The organism is Capsulimonas corticalis, assembly GCF_003574315.2.
Taxonomy (GTDB): domain Bacteria; phylum Armatimonadota; class Armatimonadia; order Armatimonadales; family Capsulimonadaceae; genus Capsulimonas; species Capsulimonas corticalis.
In genome coordinates, this window is record NZ_AP025739.1 from 1476753 (window position 1) to 1493889 (window position 17137).

The window sequence follows — 17137 nt, forward strand, 5'->3', positions numbered from 1 at the left end:
TTCTCCATACTCATTAACGGCGGCGTATTCTCTTGCCGCCGCGAGTGTCTGAAAGCATTCGCAATTTGGTAGATACACTTATGCAAACCAAAATCGAACCGGCGGCGCGGGACGGCGTCGGGCTGACGGTGCAGGAGGTGGCGCGGCAGAGCGGGCTGAGTACGCATACGCTGCGTTACTATGAGCGCATTGGGCTGCTGGCTCCGATCCCAAGGGATCACAGCAGTGGGCACAGACGCTATTCGCCGGACACGATCGATCTGGTGAATAATCTGGCGTGCCTGCGCGCGGCGGGGATGTCGATCGATGATATGCGGCGTTTTTTGCAGCTGCGGAGGCAGGGCAATATCGTAGCCGGCGAGCAAAAGAAGTTGTTTGAAGCTCACGAGGCGGCCCTTGCCCGCGAGATGGAGCAGATGAAGATACGGATGGAGTATGTGGCGGGCAAGGTGGCGTATTGGGCGGCGGTCGAAGCCGGAGACGCGGCGATGGCTCGGGAGATCGCGGCGGCCAATCAATGCAGAGCACAGAAGTTCAAGAAAAGGAATGGCGGTTTATGAAAACATGGTTTATCACGGGTACATCCCGAGGATTTGGCCGCGAGTGGACCGAAGCCGCTCTGAAGCGCGGGGATCAGGTCGCCGCGACGGCGCGCAATACCGAGAGCTTGAAGGATCTGGCGGAGCAGTACGGCGATCAGATCTTTCCGATCGCGCTGGATGTGACGGATCGGGAAGCCGATTTCGCGGCCGTCAAGGCCGCGCACGAACACTTCGGCCGGCTGGATGTGATTGTCAATAACGCCGGCTACGGGCTCTTCGGCGCGATCGAAGAGGTCAGCGAGGCCGAAGCCAGGGCGCAGCTGGAAACCAATCTCTTTGGCGCGCTGTGGGTGACGCAGGCGGCGCTGCCTTACCTGCGCGCCCAGGGGCAGGGGCATATCCTGCAAGTCTCCAGCATCGGCGGCGTGGCGGCGTTCGCCGGAATCGGGCTTTATCACGCCTCGAAGTGGGGGCTGGAAGGCTTCAGCGAAGCGCTCAGTCAGGAGGTCGCGCCGTTCGGGATTCATGTGACGATCATCGAGCCCGGCGGCTTCAGCACCGACTGGGGCGGCAGCTCGGCGGCGCGCGCCGCTCAGAACCCCGCTTACGACGGTATGCGGGAAGGCCGGGCCAAGAGAGCCGGCGCCATGAAACCCGGCGATCCGACCGCCACCAGCGAGGCTATTCTGAAAGTGGTCGACGCCGAAAACCCGCCGCTGCGTCTGCTGCTGGGCGCGTTCGCCACGGAGCTGCTCCCAAAGGTTTACGATCAGCGGCTGAAAACCTGGGCCGAATGGACGGACGTCTCCCGCGCGGCCGACGGCGAATAACCGATCGACTCCCCGCTCCGCGAAAAAGCCTGGCGAATATTTTTGCCAGGCTTTTTCGCCGCTAAGTAGAAGAGGACCGAGTTTTTATTACCTGAGATGTAATTGTCACGTCGCGCCGCAGCCGGTATGATGACGGTCATCACCCAAACCGCCGGTTACGGCGGCAATCAATTGCGAACTCAGGAGAATGATATGACGACGTTGAACTTCACGAAGACCGAGGCGCCGGAATGGCTGCTGGCGATGTGGAAAGAGATCGATGACAAAACCTTCGGCAAAGGCTTCGACTGCTTCGCGGACGACGCGGTTTGCAATCTCGGCGTTGCGGACTGGCGGGGACGCGAGGGAATTCGCGAGAGCCTGCGCGAATTCATCGACAAGGGAATGACCACCCATCACGATGTCGTTGAATACTGGGACGGCGGTTCGCTCAAGATCTTTCGCGGCCTCGTGACCATGAACTTCGACGATCCCGCGAAAGAACCCGTCAGGCCGGTGATGACGCATTTCTTCTACATGGACAAGACCGACCCCGCAAAGGTCAGCCGCTGGGTGGGCTCAGTAGGCCCAACCGAGTTTTAATCTATCGCGCAGGCAACCGAACGCTGGCTTCGCCTCCCCAATAGGGCGAAGCTAGCGCCAGACAACGGGAATCTTAATTGGAAGGCGGCGCTTGATGAATTCCCCCCACCCGACCGCGACGGCGGCGGCGAATGACCTGGGCGCGCTGCTGCGCCAGTGGCGCGATGTGCGCGGCAAGAGCCAACTGGACCTTGCATTCGATGCGGACGTGTCGCAGCGCCATATCAGCTTTATGGAGAGCGGCCGCAGCATTCCCAGCCGCCAGACATTGATGACTGTCGCGGAGGCGCTGGATGTCCCGCTGCGCGACCGTAACGCATTGTTACTGGCGGCGGGGTACGCCCCGCTCTATTCCGAAGGCCCCTGGAATGCGGCGGAGATGCAGAGCGTCACACGCGCGCTCCAGCGGATGCTGCGCCAGCAGGAGCCTTTTCCGGCGGTCGTGATGGATCGCGCCTGGAATGTGCTCATGGCTAACGAAGCCGCGCCGCGCTTCTTTCGGTGCTTCATCGATCTCGCGGCGCGCGAAAGTCCGCGCAATTTGCTGCGCCTGATGTTTGACCCGCAAGGGATGCGTCCGTTTATCGCCGATTGGGAGACCGTGGCGAAGAGTTTGCTTCAGCGTGTTTACCGCGAATCCGTCGGCCGTGTGGTCGATCATGACGGTCAGGAGCTCCTGGCCGCGCTGCTTGCTTATCCCGGTGTGAAGGCCGAGTGGAAAACTCCCAAAGCGCTGAGCGCCGTCCCAACCGCGCCCGACATGCCCGTCATCCCCATCGGCTTTATCCACGGCGATCGCGTGCTGAACTACTTCTCGATGGTCTCCACCGTCGGGACCCCGCAAACGGTCGCCGCGCAGGAGCTGCGTGTTGAGTGCATGTTTCCGGCGGACGACGCGACGGAGCGCCGCCATCTCCAGATGTTCGGCGACGACCCTGCGGCTTGAGAAGACCTACTCCCCGCTCTGCTGCATCAGCTTCGCGACCAGCCCGGTCCAGCCCGTTTGATGGCTTGCGCCGATCCCGGCGCCGTTGTCGCCGTGGAAGTATTCGTAGAAGAGGATCAGATCCTTCCAATGCGGATCGTTCTGGAACTTCTCCGCGTAGCCGTAGACCGGTCGGCGGCCGGCTTCGTCGTGGGCGAAGAGGTGCGTGAGGCGGTGCGAGAGCTCAGCGGCGACTTCCCAGAGAGTGAGCATATTGCCGGAGCCGGTCGGGCACTCAACCTTGAAATCGTCGCCAAGGTAGTAGTGGTACTTTTGCAGCGACTCGATGATGAGATAGTTGATGGGCATCCAGATCGGGCCGCGCCAGTTGGAGTTTCCGCCGAAGAGGCCATCGCTGGACTCGGCGGGCTCGTAATCGACGCGGTGCTCGACTCCGTCCACCTCGAAAATATAGGGGTGATCTTTATGATATCGGGAGACGGCGCGGATCCCGTAGGGCGAGAGGAACTCTTCTTCGTCGAGCATCACGCGCAGGATGGCGCGGAGCTGGCTGGGGGAGACGATCGAGAGCAGGCGGCGCTCACGGGTTCCGGGGGTCTCCATACAGGCGACATTGCGCACGAGATCGGGCCGGTGCTCGACGAACCATTCCATGCGGCGATGGAAGCCCGCAAGATTCTCCAGGGCGTCGGCCTCCAGCGTTTCGACGGCGAAGAGAGGAATCAGGCCGACGATGGAGCGGATCTTCACCGGCATGCGCCGGCCGTCGGGCAGATGCAGGACATCGTAGAAGAAGCCGTCCTCGCGATCCCACAACCCCTCGCCTTCCGATCCAAGGCTGTTCATCGCTTCGGAAATATAAAGGAAGTGCTCCCAGAACTTGCTCGCAACATCTTCATACGCCGGGTTCTCCTTGGCGAGCTCCATGGCGATCGCCAGGAGATTCAGGGTGAACATCGCCATCCAGCTGGTGCCGTCGCTTTGATCGAGGTGGCCGCCGGTCGGAAGCGGACGTGAGCGGTCGAAGATCCCGATATTGTCCAGCCCCAGGAAACCGCCCTGGAAGACGTTGCGGCCCTCCGGGTCTTTTCGGTTGACCCACCAGGTGAAGTTGAGGAGCAGCTTGTGGAAGACACGCTCTAAGAAAGGGCGGTCCGAGACGCCCAGGCGCTTTTCCTCCATCTTATAGACGCGAAACGCGGCCCAGGCGTGGACCGGCGGGTTGACATCGCCCATCGCCCATTCGTAGGCGGGAAGCTGGCCGTTGGGGTGCATATACCACTCGCGCACCATCAGCGACAGCTGGTCCTTGGAGAACTCCGAATCGACAAGCGCCAGCGGAATGCAATGGAACGCGAGGTCCCAGGCGGCGAACCAGGGATACTCCCACTTGTCCGGCATCGACAAGACGTCGGCGCTGTAGAGATGGCTCCAGTCGTGGTTGCGGCCTTCCATGCGCGACCTCGGCAGCTTCGAATATCCCGGGTCGCCCTCCAGCCAGCGCTGCACTTCGTAATGATAGAACTGTTTGGACCAGAGCATGCCGGCGAGCGCCTGGCGCATGACGCTCTGGGCGTCCGTCGACAATGTCTTGGGGATGACTCCCGCGTAAAACTCGTCCGCTTCCCGGATGCGCGCCGCGAAAATGTCGTCGAAATCGACGCCCAGGGGATACTTCGCGTCGGCTTCCAGCACACCGTCGGTGAAGCGCAGGGTCACGCTTTTGCTGCCTCCGGCCTCCACCGTCATCGTATAGTGCGCCGCCGCCTTGGTGCCCGTCCGGGCCGGATTCACGGCGTCCTCATGCTTCCCGACGAGATAACGGTTGACGCCGTCTTTGCAGAACTGAGAAGCGCCCGGCGCCATTCCCAGCCGGTGGCGATTGGTTTCGTTGTCCGTGAACAGCAGATCCGGGTCGCCGGCGCAGTACAGGCGGCGCTCGCCGTAGCTCTCTTCGTGCAGCAGGATCACTTTGCGGCCCGCGGCGCCGTCCTCCTCCAAGCGCAGCGTGGGGCGGTCGGCGTCGTCGCCCCATGACCAGGTGTTGCGGAACCAGACTGTTGGGAGAAGATCGATCGGAGCAGCTTCGGGGCCGCGATTGTAGGCCGTGATCTTGACCAGGATATCCTCGACGCTCGCTTTGGCGTACTCGACCACGATGTCGAAGTAGCGATCCTCGTCGAAGATCCCCGTATCTAAAAGTTCATACTCGGACTCGTGCTTGCCGCGCCGGATGTTGACGTTCGTCAGGTCGGCGTAGGGATACGCCGCCTGCGGGTACTTGTAGAGGAACTTCATGTAGGAGTGTGTCGGCGTGGAGTCGACATAGAAGTAGTACTCCTTCACATCCTCCCCGTGGTTGCCCTGGGTCCCGGTCACGCCAAAGAGACGCTCCTTCAGGATCGAGTCTTTGTGGTTCCAAAACGCGGGCGCGAAGCAGATCTTCTGGTGACGGTCGCAGATGCCGCCCAGGCCGTCCTCATTCCAGCGATAGGCCACCGAACGCGAGAGATCGTGCGATAGATAATCCCAGGCGGAGCCGTCGGCGCTATAGTCCTCGCGCACCGTGCCCCAGGCGCGGTCGCTCAAATATGGCCCCCAGCGCTTCCAATGCGCCTTGCGCTCTCGCGACTGCGCGAGGCGAATCTCTTCAGCGTTCAAATCAATTCTTCCTCTCCCGGCGTATCCCTCATATTACCCGATTGCGCCGCCGAGACTTTCGCGCGTCGATGCGTGTTCCATAGAATGGATTATCGGCAGTTTTGGCGTAATATGGGAGACAGGAGAAACGAAGATATGGCGGCAACGATTTTAATTACCGGCGCGAACGGCACGGTGGGCGGCGATCTTACGGCGGAACTCGCCAATCACGGCGTCAAGATTCGGGCGGGCGTCCGCTCCAAGCTGCGCGCTCGGAACATCGTGGCGTATGAGCCGGAGCTGGTGGAGATGGACCTGGCGCGTCCGGACACATTTCCCGATGCGCTCTACGGGATCGAGCAGCTCTTTCTGCTGACGCCGTTTACCGGCGGGACCACGGAGATTGTTCAGAACTTGGTGAACGCGGCGAAGGCGGCGGGCGTCTCGCACATCGTGCGCCTATCGGCGTACGGCGCGGACGCCGAGCCAGGAATCACACTGGGCCGATGGCATCGGGCCGAAGAAAAGATCATTCAGGAGAGTGGAATCCCGGTGACGATCCTGCGGCCCAATGGTTTTTTCCAGAACTTCGCGGAGATTGACGGCCGTTCGATCAAAACACAGAACGCGATCTACTCCCCGGTCACAGTCGGCAAGGCCAGCTTCGTGGATACCCGGGATATCGCCGCCGTCGCCGCGAAGGCGCTGACGGAGCCCGGTCATGAGGGAAAGATCTACGAGATCACCGGTCCCGAGGCGATTTCCTACACGGAGATCGCGGAGCAGCTGTCCACGGTGACGGGCCGGACCATCAGCTTCGTTCCGGTGCCCGAAGAAGCGGTGCGCGACGGCATGGTCGCCGCCGGCGCTCCTGAAGCTCTGGCCGACGCGCTGGTCGAACTGTTCCAGCTCTACGAAGCCGGCTACGCCGGCCGCGTGCTGCCGACGGTAGAAGAGATCACGGGCAAGCCCGCCCGAACATTCGCACAATACGCCGCCGATTACGCGGCGGCGTTTTCTTAGAGCGAGGGAGGCCATCACCCCCCTCCACCCGCAAGCGGGTACCCGGCTCTCTCAAAATTGGGAGAGGGTGGCCCGGAGGGCCGGGTGAGGGCCGCTCTCCTACGCCGCGCGGGACATGGTCAGTCGTGTGGGCGCTGCGGACGCATCGTCGATCACGAAGCGTTCGACGGCGTCTTCGAGGTCTTTGGCGATCGCTGAGAGCTCGGAGGAAGAGGACACCAGGCGCTCGATGGACTGGGTCTGCTGCTGCACGGCGTCGGCGACGACGCTGGCCTGCGAAGAGACTTCGCGGGCGGAGCCGCTCATTTCGCGGGCGGCCGCGCTGCTTTCCTCCACCACGGCGGCGACATCGTCGATGGCGCGGCTGACGCTGTCCGAAGTCGCGGTCATCCGGTCGGTCGCGTCGTAGATCCGGCGCACGCCCGAGGTGACCTCGTGGACAACTTCCTGAATCTGGCGCAGCGACTCGCCCGCCTCCTCGGCCAGCGAAGTTCCGCGCTCGACTTCACGGGCGCCTTCCTGCATCACCACCACCGCTTCGGCCGTGCGCTTCTGCACGCCGTCGATCAGCTTGCTGATATCGCGGGTGGCGCTGCTGGAGCGCTCGGCGAGCTTGCGGACTTCGTCGGCGACGACCGCGAAGCCGCGTCCCGCCTCGCCGGCCCGCGCCGCTTCAATGGCGGCGTTCAGGGCCAGCAGGTTCGTCTGGGACGCGATATCGTCGATGGTCGCCACGATGCCGCCGATCTCCTGCGAGGAGGCGCCCAGGGCTTCGATCACGGCCGCGCTCTGGCTGACGGTGTTGCGGATCGTATTCATGCCGGCCACGGTCTGAGAAACGGCGGCGGCGCCGCTGGTGGCCGCGTCGATCGCCTGTCCGGCGGCCTGAGACGTCGTCTGCGAATTGCGGGCGACATCATGGACCTGGACGGAGAGCTGCTTGACCAGATCCGCGCCGTTCGCCAGCGAGGACGCCTGCGCCATGCTCCCCTGCGCCACTTCGCTGGCGCCGGCCGCAGAGGTTTCGCTGGCGTGCGCCACTTCCTGGATGGAGACGCTGATCTCCCCGGAGGCGCCGCTGACCTGCTGCGCTTCCCGGTCCAGGGTCTGCGATGTGCGGGCGACCTGCGCCGAGGACTGCTGAAGCCGCCGGACCAGAGTGGAGAGCGAGAACTGGGACTGGTGGAAGGAATCGATGGTCGACTGGACCTGCGTCAGCATCTCGTTGAACGTCACCGCCATATGACCGAACTCGTCCCGGCTGCGCAGTTCGAGCGGCTTGGTTCCTTTTTCGATATGGACGGTCAGATCGCCATTCTCCATCGCCTGAACGGCCGCTCCGAGATTGACAAGGCCGTTCTGGTGGAGCTGCTTCATGCCGTCCGAGACCTGGGCGACGGTCCGGGTGATATACCGCGTGATGAGTACGCCGACGGCGATGCTCAGCGCCAGCGCCAGAATCCCCAGCAGCACAATTGACTTAACGCCATTCTCATAGGCAAGGCCGGACGCCTGCTTGTCGCGATCGCTTTGATCGTGGTCCGACGAGGCCAGACTGTCAAGATGCTCCCGCAATGAATTGAAGATGGTCAGCATGGGGCCATTCATCATCTGCATCGCTTCCGCGTCTTTGTTGGCGCGGCTCAAGACGACAACCTTATCGTGCATCGTCATATACTGCGCCCATTCCGACTGCACGGTGTCAAAATCACCGTGGTCTTTGTCGGCTTGAACCAGCTGCTGATAGGACGTAAGATGGTGTGAGGTCTCCTCCAGCTCCGACTGCATATCCGCTTCGATCGGCGCATCCTGATCGGCCCCTGTGACCGAGATATGCTGGTACTCGAACAGGCGCACCTGGCGGAAGTTATCGCCCATGCCTCCGATCAGCTCGGATTTCGAGATGTTGCTTTCCACGATGCCTTTGGTAATTTTGTTGAGCTGAGCTAATCGCGTGATGGAGACGGCGCTCAGAAGCAGGGTAAAAAACAGACATAGCCCAAAGCCGAGCAGGAGCTTGGAGGCTGTCTTCAAGTTGATGAACCAATTCATATCCGGTTTCCTCAAATCTATCGGCGGCCCAAACAAATCAATTATTTGTGCGGGGCGCAAGCCGTCAATCCTTAATTATGGCGAACCAGCGTGACCGCATTAGGGGAATCTCGATGGCGCGACGCATTTTGATGTTTGGCCCGACGAGCGCCATTGCAGCGCTCGTCACCACCGCGCACGCAGATAACAAAAACGAAATGAGAAGAAGTAAAATAGCAGCATGAAACGAACGATGGCCGTCCTGGCCGCCTTGATCTATCTTTCCGGCGTCTCCCACGCCGCCGAGACGCCGCGCGCCGCGCTCAGCGCCGACTTCGAGACTGCGAACGCGCCGTCGATCGCTGCTCCGGAGTCGACGGCGACTCTGACGGAGGATCCGCGGGAGGTCGTGTCGGGCGCGAGATCGCTGAAAGGCGATTCGCGCGGTTCGGCGATGGAGTGGAACGAGTTCCTTCACCTGCGCGCCGGCGTCTTCGACGCCGGCGAAGCCTACAAGATTTCCTTTGACTACAAAGTGCTGGCGCGCGACGGCGACGCCGAGTTTTACACGCTTCTGCGCCGCGCCTCGGGCGGCGGGGACGCCGGCTGGAAAGATTGGAAAGGCGCGCCGGGCGACAAGGGCCATGTCGAAACCGAATTCCTCACCCACAACGCCCCCGATTACACGCTGATCATCGGCATTCAGCACAAAGGCGCGATCGCCATTGACAATCTCGTGATCCAGACCGATCCCGCCAATCGCCCGCGCGACATCCGTCTCCCCTTCCCCGCCCGCGTTTGGACCTCGCCGGGCCACACGGCGTACTATCTCGACTCGCAGCATGGCGACGACGCGGCCGACGGCAAGAGCGCGGCGCGCGCCTGGCGCAGTCTGGATAAGGTCAACGCCGGAACGTTCGCGCCCGGCGACCAGATCCTGCTGCGCGCGGGCGGCCGCTGGAGCGGCTTCCTCGCCCCCGGCGGCAAGGGCGCGGCCGGCGCGCCGATCGTGATCGATCAGTACGGCAAAGGCCCAAAGCCACGGATCGACGCCCAGGGCCTTACCCTCGCCACTCTCTTTCTGCATAACACCGAATACATCGAGGCGCGCCATCTCGATCTCGCCAACAAAGGCCCCGTTCCGCAGCCGAAGCTGGCGGGCGTGGAAGTCGAGATCGACGACTTTGGCGACGCCCATCAAATCGCGCTCATCGGCCTGGACATCCACGACGTCACCGGCAGCAACGTCAAGTCCGACGGCGGCGGCAACGGTATCCATGTCGCGTGCAGCGGCGCGAAGACGCCGTCGCGCTACGACGGCCTCCGGATCGAAGGCTGCCGCCTCACGCGCACCGACCGCAACGGCATTACGATGGATGGAAACTGGAGCCGGGACCACTGGCTCCCCAGCCTCCATGTCGTCATCCGGAACAATGTGCTGGAGGACATCGGCGGCGACGGCATCGTTCCCATCGCCTGCGACAAAGCCTTAGTCGAGCGCAACATCATTCGCGGCGGACGCATGCGATGCGACGACTACGCCGCCGGCATCTGGCCCTGGAGCTGCGACAACACCACCATCCAGTACAACGAAGTCAGCGGCATGCACGGAACCAAGGACGGCGAGGGCTACGACTGCGATTACAACTGCCAGAACACCCTGTTCCAGTACAACTACAGCCACGACAACGACGGCGGCTTCATGCTGATCTGCAACGACGGCGGCCAGAAACTCCCCTGGAACATCGGCAATCTCGGCAGCACGATTCGTTACAACATCAGCGTCAACGACGGCCTGCACACCTTCAACATCAGCGGCCCCTGCCAAAACACCCAGATCTACAACAACACCATCTCCATCGGCAAAGGCCAAGACATCAAGATCGTCGACTCCGGCAACTGGGGCGGCGCCTGGTCCGACAACACCCGCTTCACCAACAACATCTTCTTCGTCGCCGGCAAAGCCGACTTCGCCTTTGCCGGCATGACCAACACCCTCTTCACCCACAACGCCTTCTGGGGCGTCCTCCCAAACCGCCCCGCCGACTCCCACGCCATCCTCACCGATCCCCAATTCAAAGCGCCCGGCTCCGCGAAGCCAGGCCTTGGATCGCTGGCAGGATATCAGCTGCGGCCCGGGTCCCCATGCATCGGCGCGGGAGCGCCGGTGAAAGACAACGGCGGACGGGATTTTTGGGGACGCGTGACGCCGCCGGGAGCGGTGAATGTGGGGGCGGGGTGAGGGGGGGCGAGCGCTCCGCGGCAAACCCACCCCCGGCCTTCGGCCACCCCTGGGCAAACCCACCCCCGGCCTTCGGCCGACCCCTCCCGCCGACGGGAAGGGTTGATAAGAGATGTTCTTACGGAGGTCAGATGCAATATATCTGTGCAATCTCTTTTATCTGTAAGAGAAGCGAATTCAGTCGGAACGGCGATTTTGCCTGCGAAGTGTGTTAGCCATTCCTTGATGACAACGGATTTCGATTTTTGCAAGAACTTGGTTCGTCTTTGTGAGAATTTCCTCGTTGCTAAAGCGCAAAACGGCTAGGCCGCTCTGTTCAAAAAAGGCTTGCCGTTCCTGATCGTATTCCAAATGATCTTCATGCACTCCGCCATCAACTTCTATCACCAATCTTAGTGCATGGCAATAGAAATCGGCGATGAAGCCATCGACAACATGCTGGCGACGGAATTTTAGACCAAGCATCATATTTCCGCGTAAATAACTCCACAGTTTCACTTCAGCCGCTGTAGGAGAGCGCCGCATTTGGCGAGCCAGTGACCACTTGTCTAGCGTCCCAGGCGCGCAAACAGGGGCAAATTTTTGATGCATAAAATAACCTCATTTCTTAATGATATAAGCTGGTACTCACTGCAAAGCCATAAAACCGGAAAGCCTCACAATTCATTTTTATATCCAGTCGACTTTCGTCAAAGGTGCTCTGACAACCCTTCCCGTCGGCGGGAGGGGTCGGCCGAAGGCCGGGGGTGGGTTTGCAAGAGAGGGTCGCGCGAAGCGCGGGGGTAGGTAGGACAAGAGGGGTGGCGCGAAGCGCGGGGGTAGGTAGGACAAGAGGGGTGGCGCGAAGCGCCGGGGTGGGTTTGCCGGGTAGCGCGAAGCTCGGGAAGAGAACACAAGCAGGACAACCCGCCTCACAAATGTAATAGCCTCTTTTGCAATCTTCAACGCAACCAACCAGGCGAAAACACCATGCGTCAAATCACCCGTCTTCTGCTCCGCCTTCTCGTCATAATCTGTGCTGCCCCGCTACTCACAAATCCCGCGCACGCCGCCGCGCCGCCAGGGTATCTCTGGCTCGAAGGCGAATCGGCGCAGACGAGCGCGACGGTCAACATCGCTGGCTGGGGGCATAAAGAGTTTCTGTCGGGGGAAAAGTGGCTCCATGTTTCCGTGGATGCGGACAAGGTGGAGAAGGAGGTTCCGGAGACGGGGATTGTGCTGCGATATCCGTTGACGGTGAAAAATGCGGCGAGTTATCAGATCTGGAATCGGATTGGGTTTGAGTTCGTGCGGTCGCCGTTTGAGTGGCGCGTGGACAATGGGGCGTGGGCGACGGTTGCGCCGGAGCAGTTGACGACGGATTTGATGGAGCTGGATACGTGGTGCGAGGTCGCCTGGGTGAAGATGGGCGCGCAGGATTTGGCGGCGGGCGATCATGTGCTGGAGATTCGATTGCCGAGGACCAAGGATGCGCAGGGGAAGATTCAGCGGGTGCTGTATGCGTCGGACGCGTTGTGTTTGACGGCGGGGGATTGGACGCCGAATTCGCACTTTAAGCCGGATGAAAGCGGGCGCACGGCGGCGGATGACGCGGCGGCGAAAAACGTGTTCGCGCTGCCCGAGGCGCAGGGCGAGGGGCGGCGGGTTTCGGTGGATTTGAAGGGGCAATGGGAGATCTGCCGTAACGATGAACAGACGCCGGGCGAAGTCGCGGCGCCGATCCAGGATTTCCCCAAGGATCCGCGCTGGACGGCGATTGCCGTGCCAGGGAATAAGAACGAATTGCGGCCGGATCTGCTCTTCGCGCACCGGGTCTGGTATCGCACGCGAGTCGAGGCTCCGAAGTCGCTCGCGGGGCGCTCGTTTCAGTTGGTTTTTCCGCAGAATAATCTCAACACGACGGTCTATGTCAATGGCGTTTACTGCGGCTTCAATAAGAACCCATATGCGCGGATCACGTTCGATCTGACGCCGGGCATGAAGACGGGGACTAATGAGATCTGGGTGGGGCTTCGCGACGCCTGGTACGGCTATTCGGCCAATCCTAAGAACCCGATGAAGCTGCGGCGGCAGTTCAATTTGCCGACGAGCGTCACGGAAAGCGGATTTCAGGACCTCGCCTACCCCATCTGGCACGCGTTTCAGTCGGGGATCCTGGACACGCCGACGCTGGTGGCCGCCGGTCCCGTCTATGCGGCCGATGTCTTTTGCCGCCCTTCTGTTGCGCGCAAGTCAATGGCGGTGGATGTCACTCTCTCATCGCTGCTCCCCAGCGGAACGCATGGCGAGGTGATCTGCGAGGCGATTGAGCCGAAGACCGGACAGGCGGCGCACACGGTCGGGCGCGAGTCGTTCACGATGGCGGGCGATCAGGCGATTACCATTGGCGGCGCCTGGACCGATCCCAAGCTCTGGTGGCCGGACGATCCCCATCTTTACTGGCTGCGCACGCGGGTGGAGATCGGCGGCAAAACGGTGGATGTCTCCGACACGCCGTTCGGCTTCCGGGAATGGGGCGCGAAGGGCTCGGAATTCACGCTGAACGGCGTTCCCTGGCATGGATGGGCGGACTTGCAGCCGGGCGCGACGCCGGCGGAGTGGCTGGCGAATTATCGCAAAACGCAGCAGACGATCATGCGATACATGGGAACCTCGCAGGGCGGAACGGACTGGATGGGACTGTCGCCCAATGAGGCGCTGAACTTTTTCGATGCGAACGGCGTGGTGGTGCGCCGCTGTGGGCCGCTGGACGGCGAGGCGATCGGCTACAACGCGATTGAGAACGATCCCGACTTGCAGACCCTCAACAAATCCCCCATCAAGATGGATCTGATGCGCAACTGGCGGGATCAAATGGTCGCTCAGGTCCGGGGAGAGCGCAACCATCCCTCGGTGATGCTCTGGTCGATTGAAAACGAGTGGCTGTATATCAACTGCATCAATTTGTACGGCGATAAGATGCCGCTCTTTGAAGCCGAGGCGAAGGCGACTTCGGACGCCGTCCGGACCGTCGATCCCACGCGATTGACGATGACCGACGGCGGCGGAGCGAACGCCGACCAGTCGATGCCCGTTCACGGCAACCATTATGTCTTCGATTCGGGCGAAGCCGTATCCAAATACCCAGCGCTCGCCTACGACAAAAATCCCACCGGCGGCGGGCGCGGGCGCTGGACGTGGGACGAAAAGCGTCCGCGCTTTTTGGGCGAGGATTTCTACGCCACCGGCATCAATCCATTCGACTACGCCTACTTCGGCGGCGAGGATGCGTTTCAGGGCAAGGCGCAGGCGCGTCCGGCGGCCGCGCTTGTCTACCGGATGCTCACCGAAGGTTATCGCTGGGCAGGTTACGGCGCGTGGCATCTCTGGGCAGGGCCGGAAAATGGCGAGGCGGACCAGTATCGGTCGCAGGCGCCCCGCGCCGTCTTCTGCCGGCAGTGGGATTGGACCTTCAGCGGGGGCCAGCGCGTCCCGCGCACGCTCGGGATCTTCAACGACACACATTCGGACGCGCCGATCGATTTGACGTGGACGCTGACGCTGGGCGGCAAGCAAATCGCGACACAGACGACGACGCATCACGTGCTCCCAGGCGCCAGCGAAAAGTTCGATGTCGCCCTCGCCCTGCCCGCCGTCGCCACGCGCCGGGAAGGGACGTGGACGCTGGCGCTTTCCGTCGGCGGACACTCCGTCTTCAGCGATGTCAAAGCCGTGTCCGTGCTGCCGCCCGGGCCAGCCGCCGCGCGGCCCGTCGCGGCGGCGCTCTCGTTGGGTGATCTGGCGGTCTACGATCCGAAGGAAAGCGCCGCCGCGTTTCTCACCTCCTGCAAAATCCCGTTCACGCCTCTCAAGAGCCTGACGGCCGTCTCCACGAAATCCCGCGTGCTGCTTGTGGGACGCGATGCGCTGACGCCCGCGCAGAGCGCCTCCAGCGCGCTCGCGGCATACGCCAGCGGGGGACGCACGGTGATCGTTCTGGAGCAGACGAATCCCCTGAAGTATCAGGGGCTCCCGGCGCAAATGGAGACAGCGGTGAACGAGGGGCGAACGGCCTTCGCCGAAGACCTGGACCACCCCGCCCTCTCGGGCCTTCGGCAGAAGGATTTCTTCACCTGGGGGCCGGATGAAGTCGTCTATCGCAGCGCGTACGCCAAACCGACGAGCGGCGCCAAGTCGCTGATCCAGTGCCACAACCGGTTGGGGAATACGGCGCTGGCCGAGGTTCCCGCCGGAAAGGGATTGCTGCTGCTCAGCCAGCTCACGCTGGAGGAAAAGCTGGCGTCGAACGCCGTCGCGCAAAAGCTGCTGCTCAATTTGATTGCTTACGGACGCCGGTATCAACAAGAATTCCGGCCGGTGACGACCAGCGTCACCAGCGGCGCGCCGCTCGGCAAGGCGCTGGACGCGATGGGCGTCCAGTCCACGAAGGCCGGCGATCCGCTGGGCGCGATCACGCCTCCCGGCGCGCGCATCGCCGTCATCGAAGCCACGCCCGCGCATCTCAAAACCCTGGCCGCGAACATGGCGAAGGTCAAGGAGTTCTGCGCCGCCGGCGGCTGGATCGTTTTCAACGGGCTGACGCCGGAAGGGCTGGCGGATTACAACAAGATCGTCGGCGTGGACCATATGATCCGCCCCTTTCGCCGCGAGCGCGTCGCCTTCTCCGCCCCGCGCAGCCCATTGACGGCGGGGCTGACGACCGGCGATATCGTCATGCACTCCGGCGAGCGGATCTTCAATTGGACATCCGACGAATATGTCGCCTCGGATATCTTCAGCTATGTGCTGGACTACGACGATGTGGCGCCCTTCGCCACGTTCCCAAATGACTTCCTGGCGAACATGGTCAACGGCTTCGCCTCCGCCGACGGCTGGCCCTACATCGTCAACGTCCCGACCAGCCCCGACAAGCCGTTCGAGTTCACGTTCCATCTGCCAAAGCCACAAGAGATCAACGAGTTCGACTGGACCGGCAACACGTTCTACTACCCGACGACCAAAGTCACCCTGACCTTCGACGGCCGCGCGGCCGACGCGCTTTCGCTCGCGACGGACCCGACCAACGCGCCGCAGGTCTTCCCGATCGCGCCGCCGCGCGCGGCGCGGGACATCACGATGCGTCTCGCCGCCTGGAACGTGGTGAACACCGCGCCGAACGTCGGCGTGGACAACGTCTCGCTCAAGGCGAAGCGCTCCCCGGAGTTCTACCAAACCGTCAAACCGATGCTGAACATCGGCGCGATGCTGGAATACAAAAAAGGCGCGGGCGGCATCGTCCTCTGCAACGTGCTGTACAAAGAGACGGAGACCGTGGCGGAAAACGCCGGCAAGAAACGCGCCCTGCTCGCCGCCGTGCTGCGAAATCTCAAGGCGCCGTTCGGCGGCGCCAAAAACGTCATCGCCGGCGCTGGGCTGCAATATACGCCGCTGGACATCTCCAAACAGGCCAATCAATACCGCGACGAGCGCGGCTGGTTCGGCGACAAAGCGTTCACCTTCGCCGACCTGCCCACCGGCAAGCAGACCTTCGCCGGCGTCCCGTTCCAAATCTACAGCTTCCCGACCTCTCCCGTCCCGACCGCCGTCATGCTCGGCGGCGCCGGCGTCCCGAACAACCTCTCCGACACCGTGCGCGGCGTCCCCATCGGCCGCAACGCCGACGCCCTCTTCTTCCTGCAAACCGCCCGGATCGACCAGCGCCGCAGCGCCGACGACATCAAAAACGGCAGGCAATCCGAAATGGCCCTCTATGTCGTCCATTACGTCGACGGTCAAACAGCGTCGATTCCGATCCGTTCTGAGATCGACGTAGACGATTACAAGCAAAAGACGCCCGCCGCGCTGCCCGGCGCGCAGATCGCCTGGGTCAAGCCTTACGCGGGGACGGAGTATTCCGCCGTGGCTTATTTGATGACGTGGAATAACCCAAGGCCCGGCGTGAAGATTGAGAGTGTGGATTTGGAGTACGGGGCGGATCGCAGAGGCGTGATTGCGCTGCTGGCGGTGACGGCGGGAGAAGAGCCCTCACCCCATTCCCTCTCCCGAGAAAGCGCTAAAGCGCGGGAGAGGGGTGTCCAAAGGTCGGAGCCAAAACTTGGCTTCGCGCCCGAGGTAAGACGCCACGCCTCCACCCAAGAGGAAATGCGGATGTAAAATCCACGTATGGGAAGCCTTCGGCTAATTGTCCGTCCGGCACGGCGGGCTCCCTTTGGGCGTAGTCGCGAAGCGACTCCCAAGGCGTGGGTTTTATACCCGCGATGCAAACGCGTGGATTTTCCATCCACGTTTCTTCTCGATCGCA

10 protein-coding genes are annotated in these 17137 nt (G+C 62.1%); 7 read left to right on the plus strand and 3 right to left on the minus strand.

What is annotated here, in order from left to right:
• Positions 1-80 precede the first annotated feature (80 nt).
• From D5261_RS06310 to D5261_RS06325, 4 genes are all read left to right on the plus strand, one after another.
• The gene (locus D5261_RS06310; protein WP_119324382.1) at positions 81-560 is read left to right on the plus strand and encodes a MerR family transcriptional regulator; all 480 of its coding nucleotides are present in this window, start codon (positions 81-83) and stop codon (positions 558-560) included.
• A complete protein-coding gene (locus tag D5261_RS06315; protein WP_119324381.1) occupies positions 557-1372 on the plus strand; it encodes an SDR family oxidoreductase in 816 nt (271 codons plus the stop codon). Before D5261_RS06310 ends, D5261_RS06315 begins: the two co-directional genes overlap by 4 nt.
• 192 nt (positions 1373-1564) lie before the next feature.
• Complete coding sequence (locus D5261_RS06320) at positions 1565-1954, plus strand: nuclear transport factor 2 family protein (RefSeq protein ID WP_119324415.1); 390 nt, start codon at positions 1565-1567, stop codon at positions 1952-1954.
• A gap of 94 nt (positions 1955-2048) precedes the next feature.
• Positions 2049-2900, plus strand: a complete 852-nt coding sequence (locus D5261_RS06325) for a helix-turn-helix domain-containing protein (protein WP_119324380.1) — start codon at positions 2049-2051, stop codon at positions 2898-2900.
• Between the two features lie 6 nt (positions 2901-2906).
• On the opposite strand, the gene D5261_RS06330 is transcribed toward D5261_RS06325, so the two are convergent.
• On the minus strand, positions 2907-5561 hold the full coding sequence (locus D5261_RS06330) for an MGH1-like glycoside hydrolase domain-containing protein (RefSeq protein ID WP_119324379.1): 2655 nt from the start codon (positions 5559-5561) through the stop codon (positions 2907-2909).
• A gap of 135 nt (positions 5562-5696) precedes the next feature.
• Here D5261_RS06330 and D5261_RS06335 point away from each other — a divergent pair, with 135 nt between their 5' ends.
• Positions 5697-6563: an SDR family oxidoreductase gene (locus D5261_RS06335; RefSeq protein WP_165864585.1), complete on the plus strand. Its 867-nt coding sequence runs from the start codon at positions 5697-5699 to the stop codon at positions 6561-6563.
• A gap of 99 nt (positions 6564-6662) precedes the next feature.
• On the opposite strand, the gene D5261_RS06340 is transcribed toward D5261_RS06335, so the two are convergent.
• Entirely contained in the window at positions 6663-8615 is a 1953-nt protein-coding gene (locus D5261_RS06340) for a methyl-accepting chemotaxis protein (RefSeq protein WP_119324378.1), read from the minus strand.
• A 220-nt stretch (positions 8616-8835) separates the two neighbouring features.
• Here D5261_RS06340 and D5261_RS06345 point away from each other — a divergent pair, with 220 nt between their 5' ends.
• Positions 8836-10836 carry a right-handed parallel beta-helix repeat-containing protein gene (locus tag D5261_RS06345; RefSeq protein WP_119324377.1) on the plus strand — a complete coding sequence of 667 codons (2001 nt, stop codon included), beginning with the start codon at positions 8836-8838 and terminating at the stop codon, positions 10834-10836.
• A gap of 177 nt (positions 10837-11013) precedes the next feature.
• Here D5261_RS06345 and D5261_RS06350 read toward each other — a convergent pair whose 3' ends face one another.
• Entirely contained in the window at positions 11014-11427 is a 414-nt protein-coding gene (locus tag D5261_RS06350) for an endonuclease domain-containing protein (RefSeq protein ID WP_119324376.1), read from the minus strand.
• A 378-nt stretch (positions 11428-11805) separates the two neighbouring features.
• On the opposite strand from D5261_RS06350, the gene D5261_RS06355 reads away from it, so the two are divergent.
• Complete coding sequence (locus D5261_RS06355; RefSeq protein WP_119324375.1) at positions 11806-16989, plus strand: glycoside hydrolase family 2 TIM barrel-domain containing protein; 5184 nt, start codon at positions 11806-11808, stop codon at positions 16987-16989.
• Positions 16990-17137: the final 148 nt, after the last annotated feature.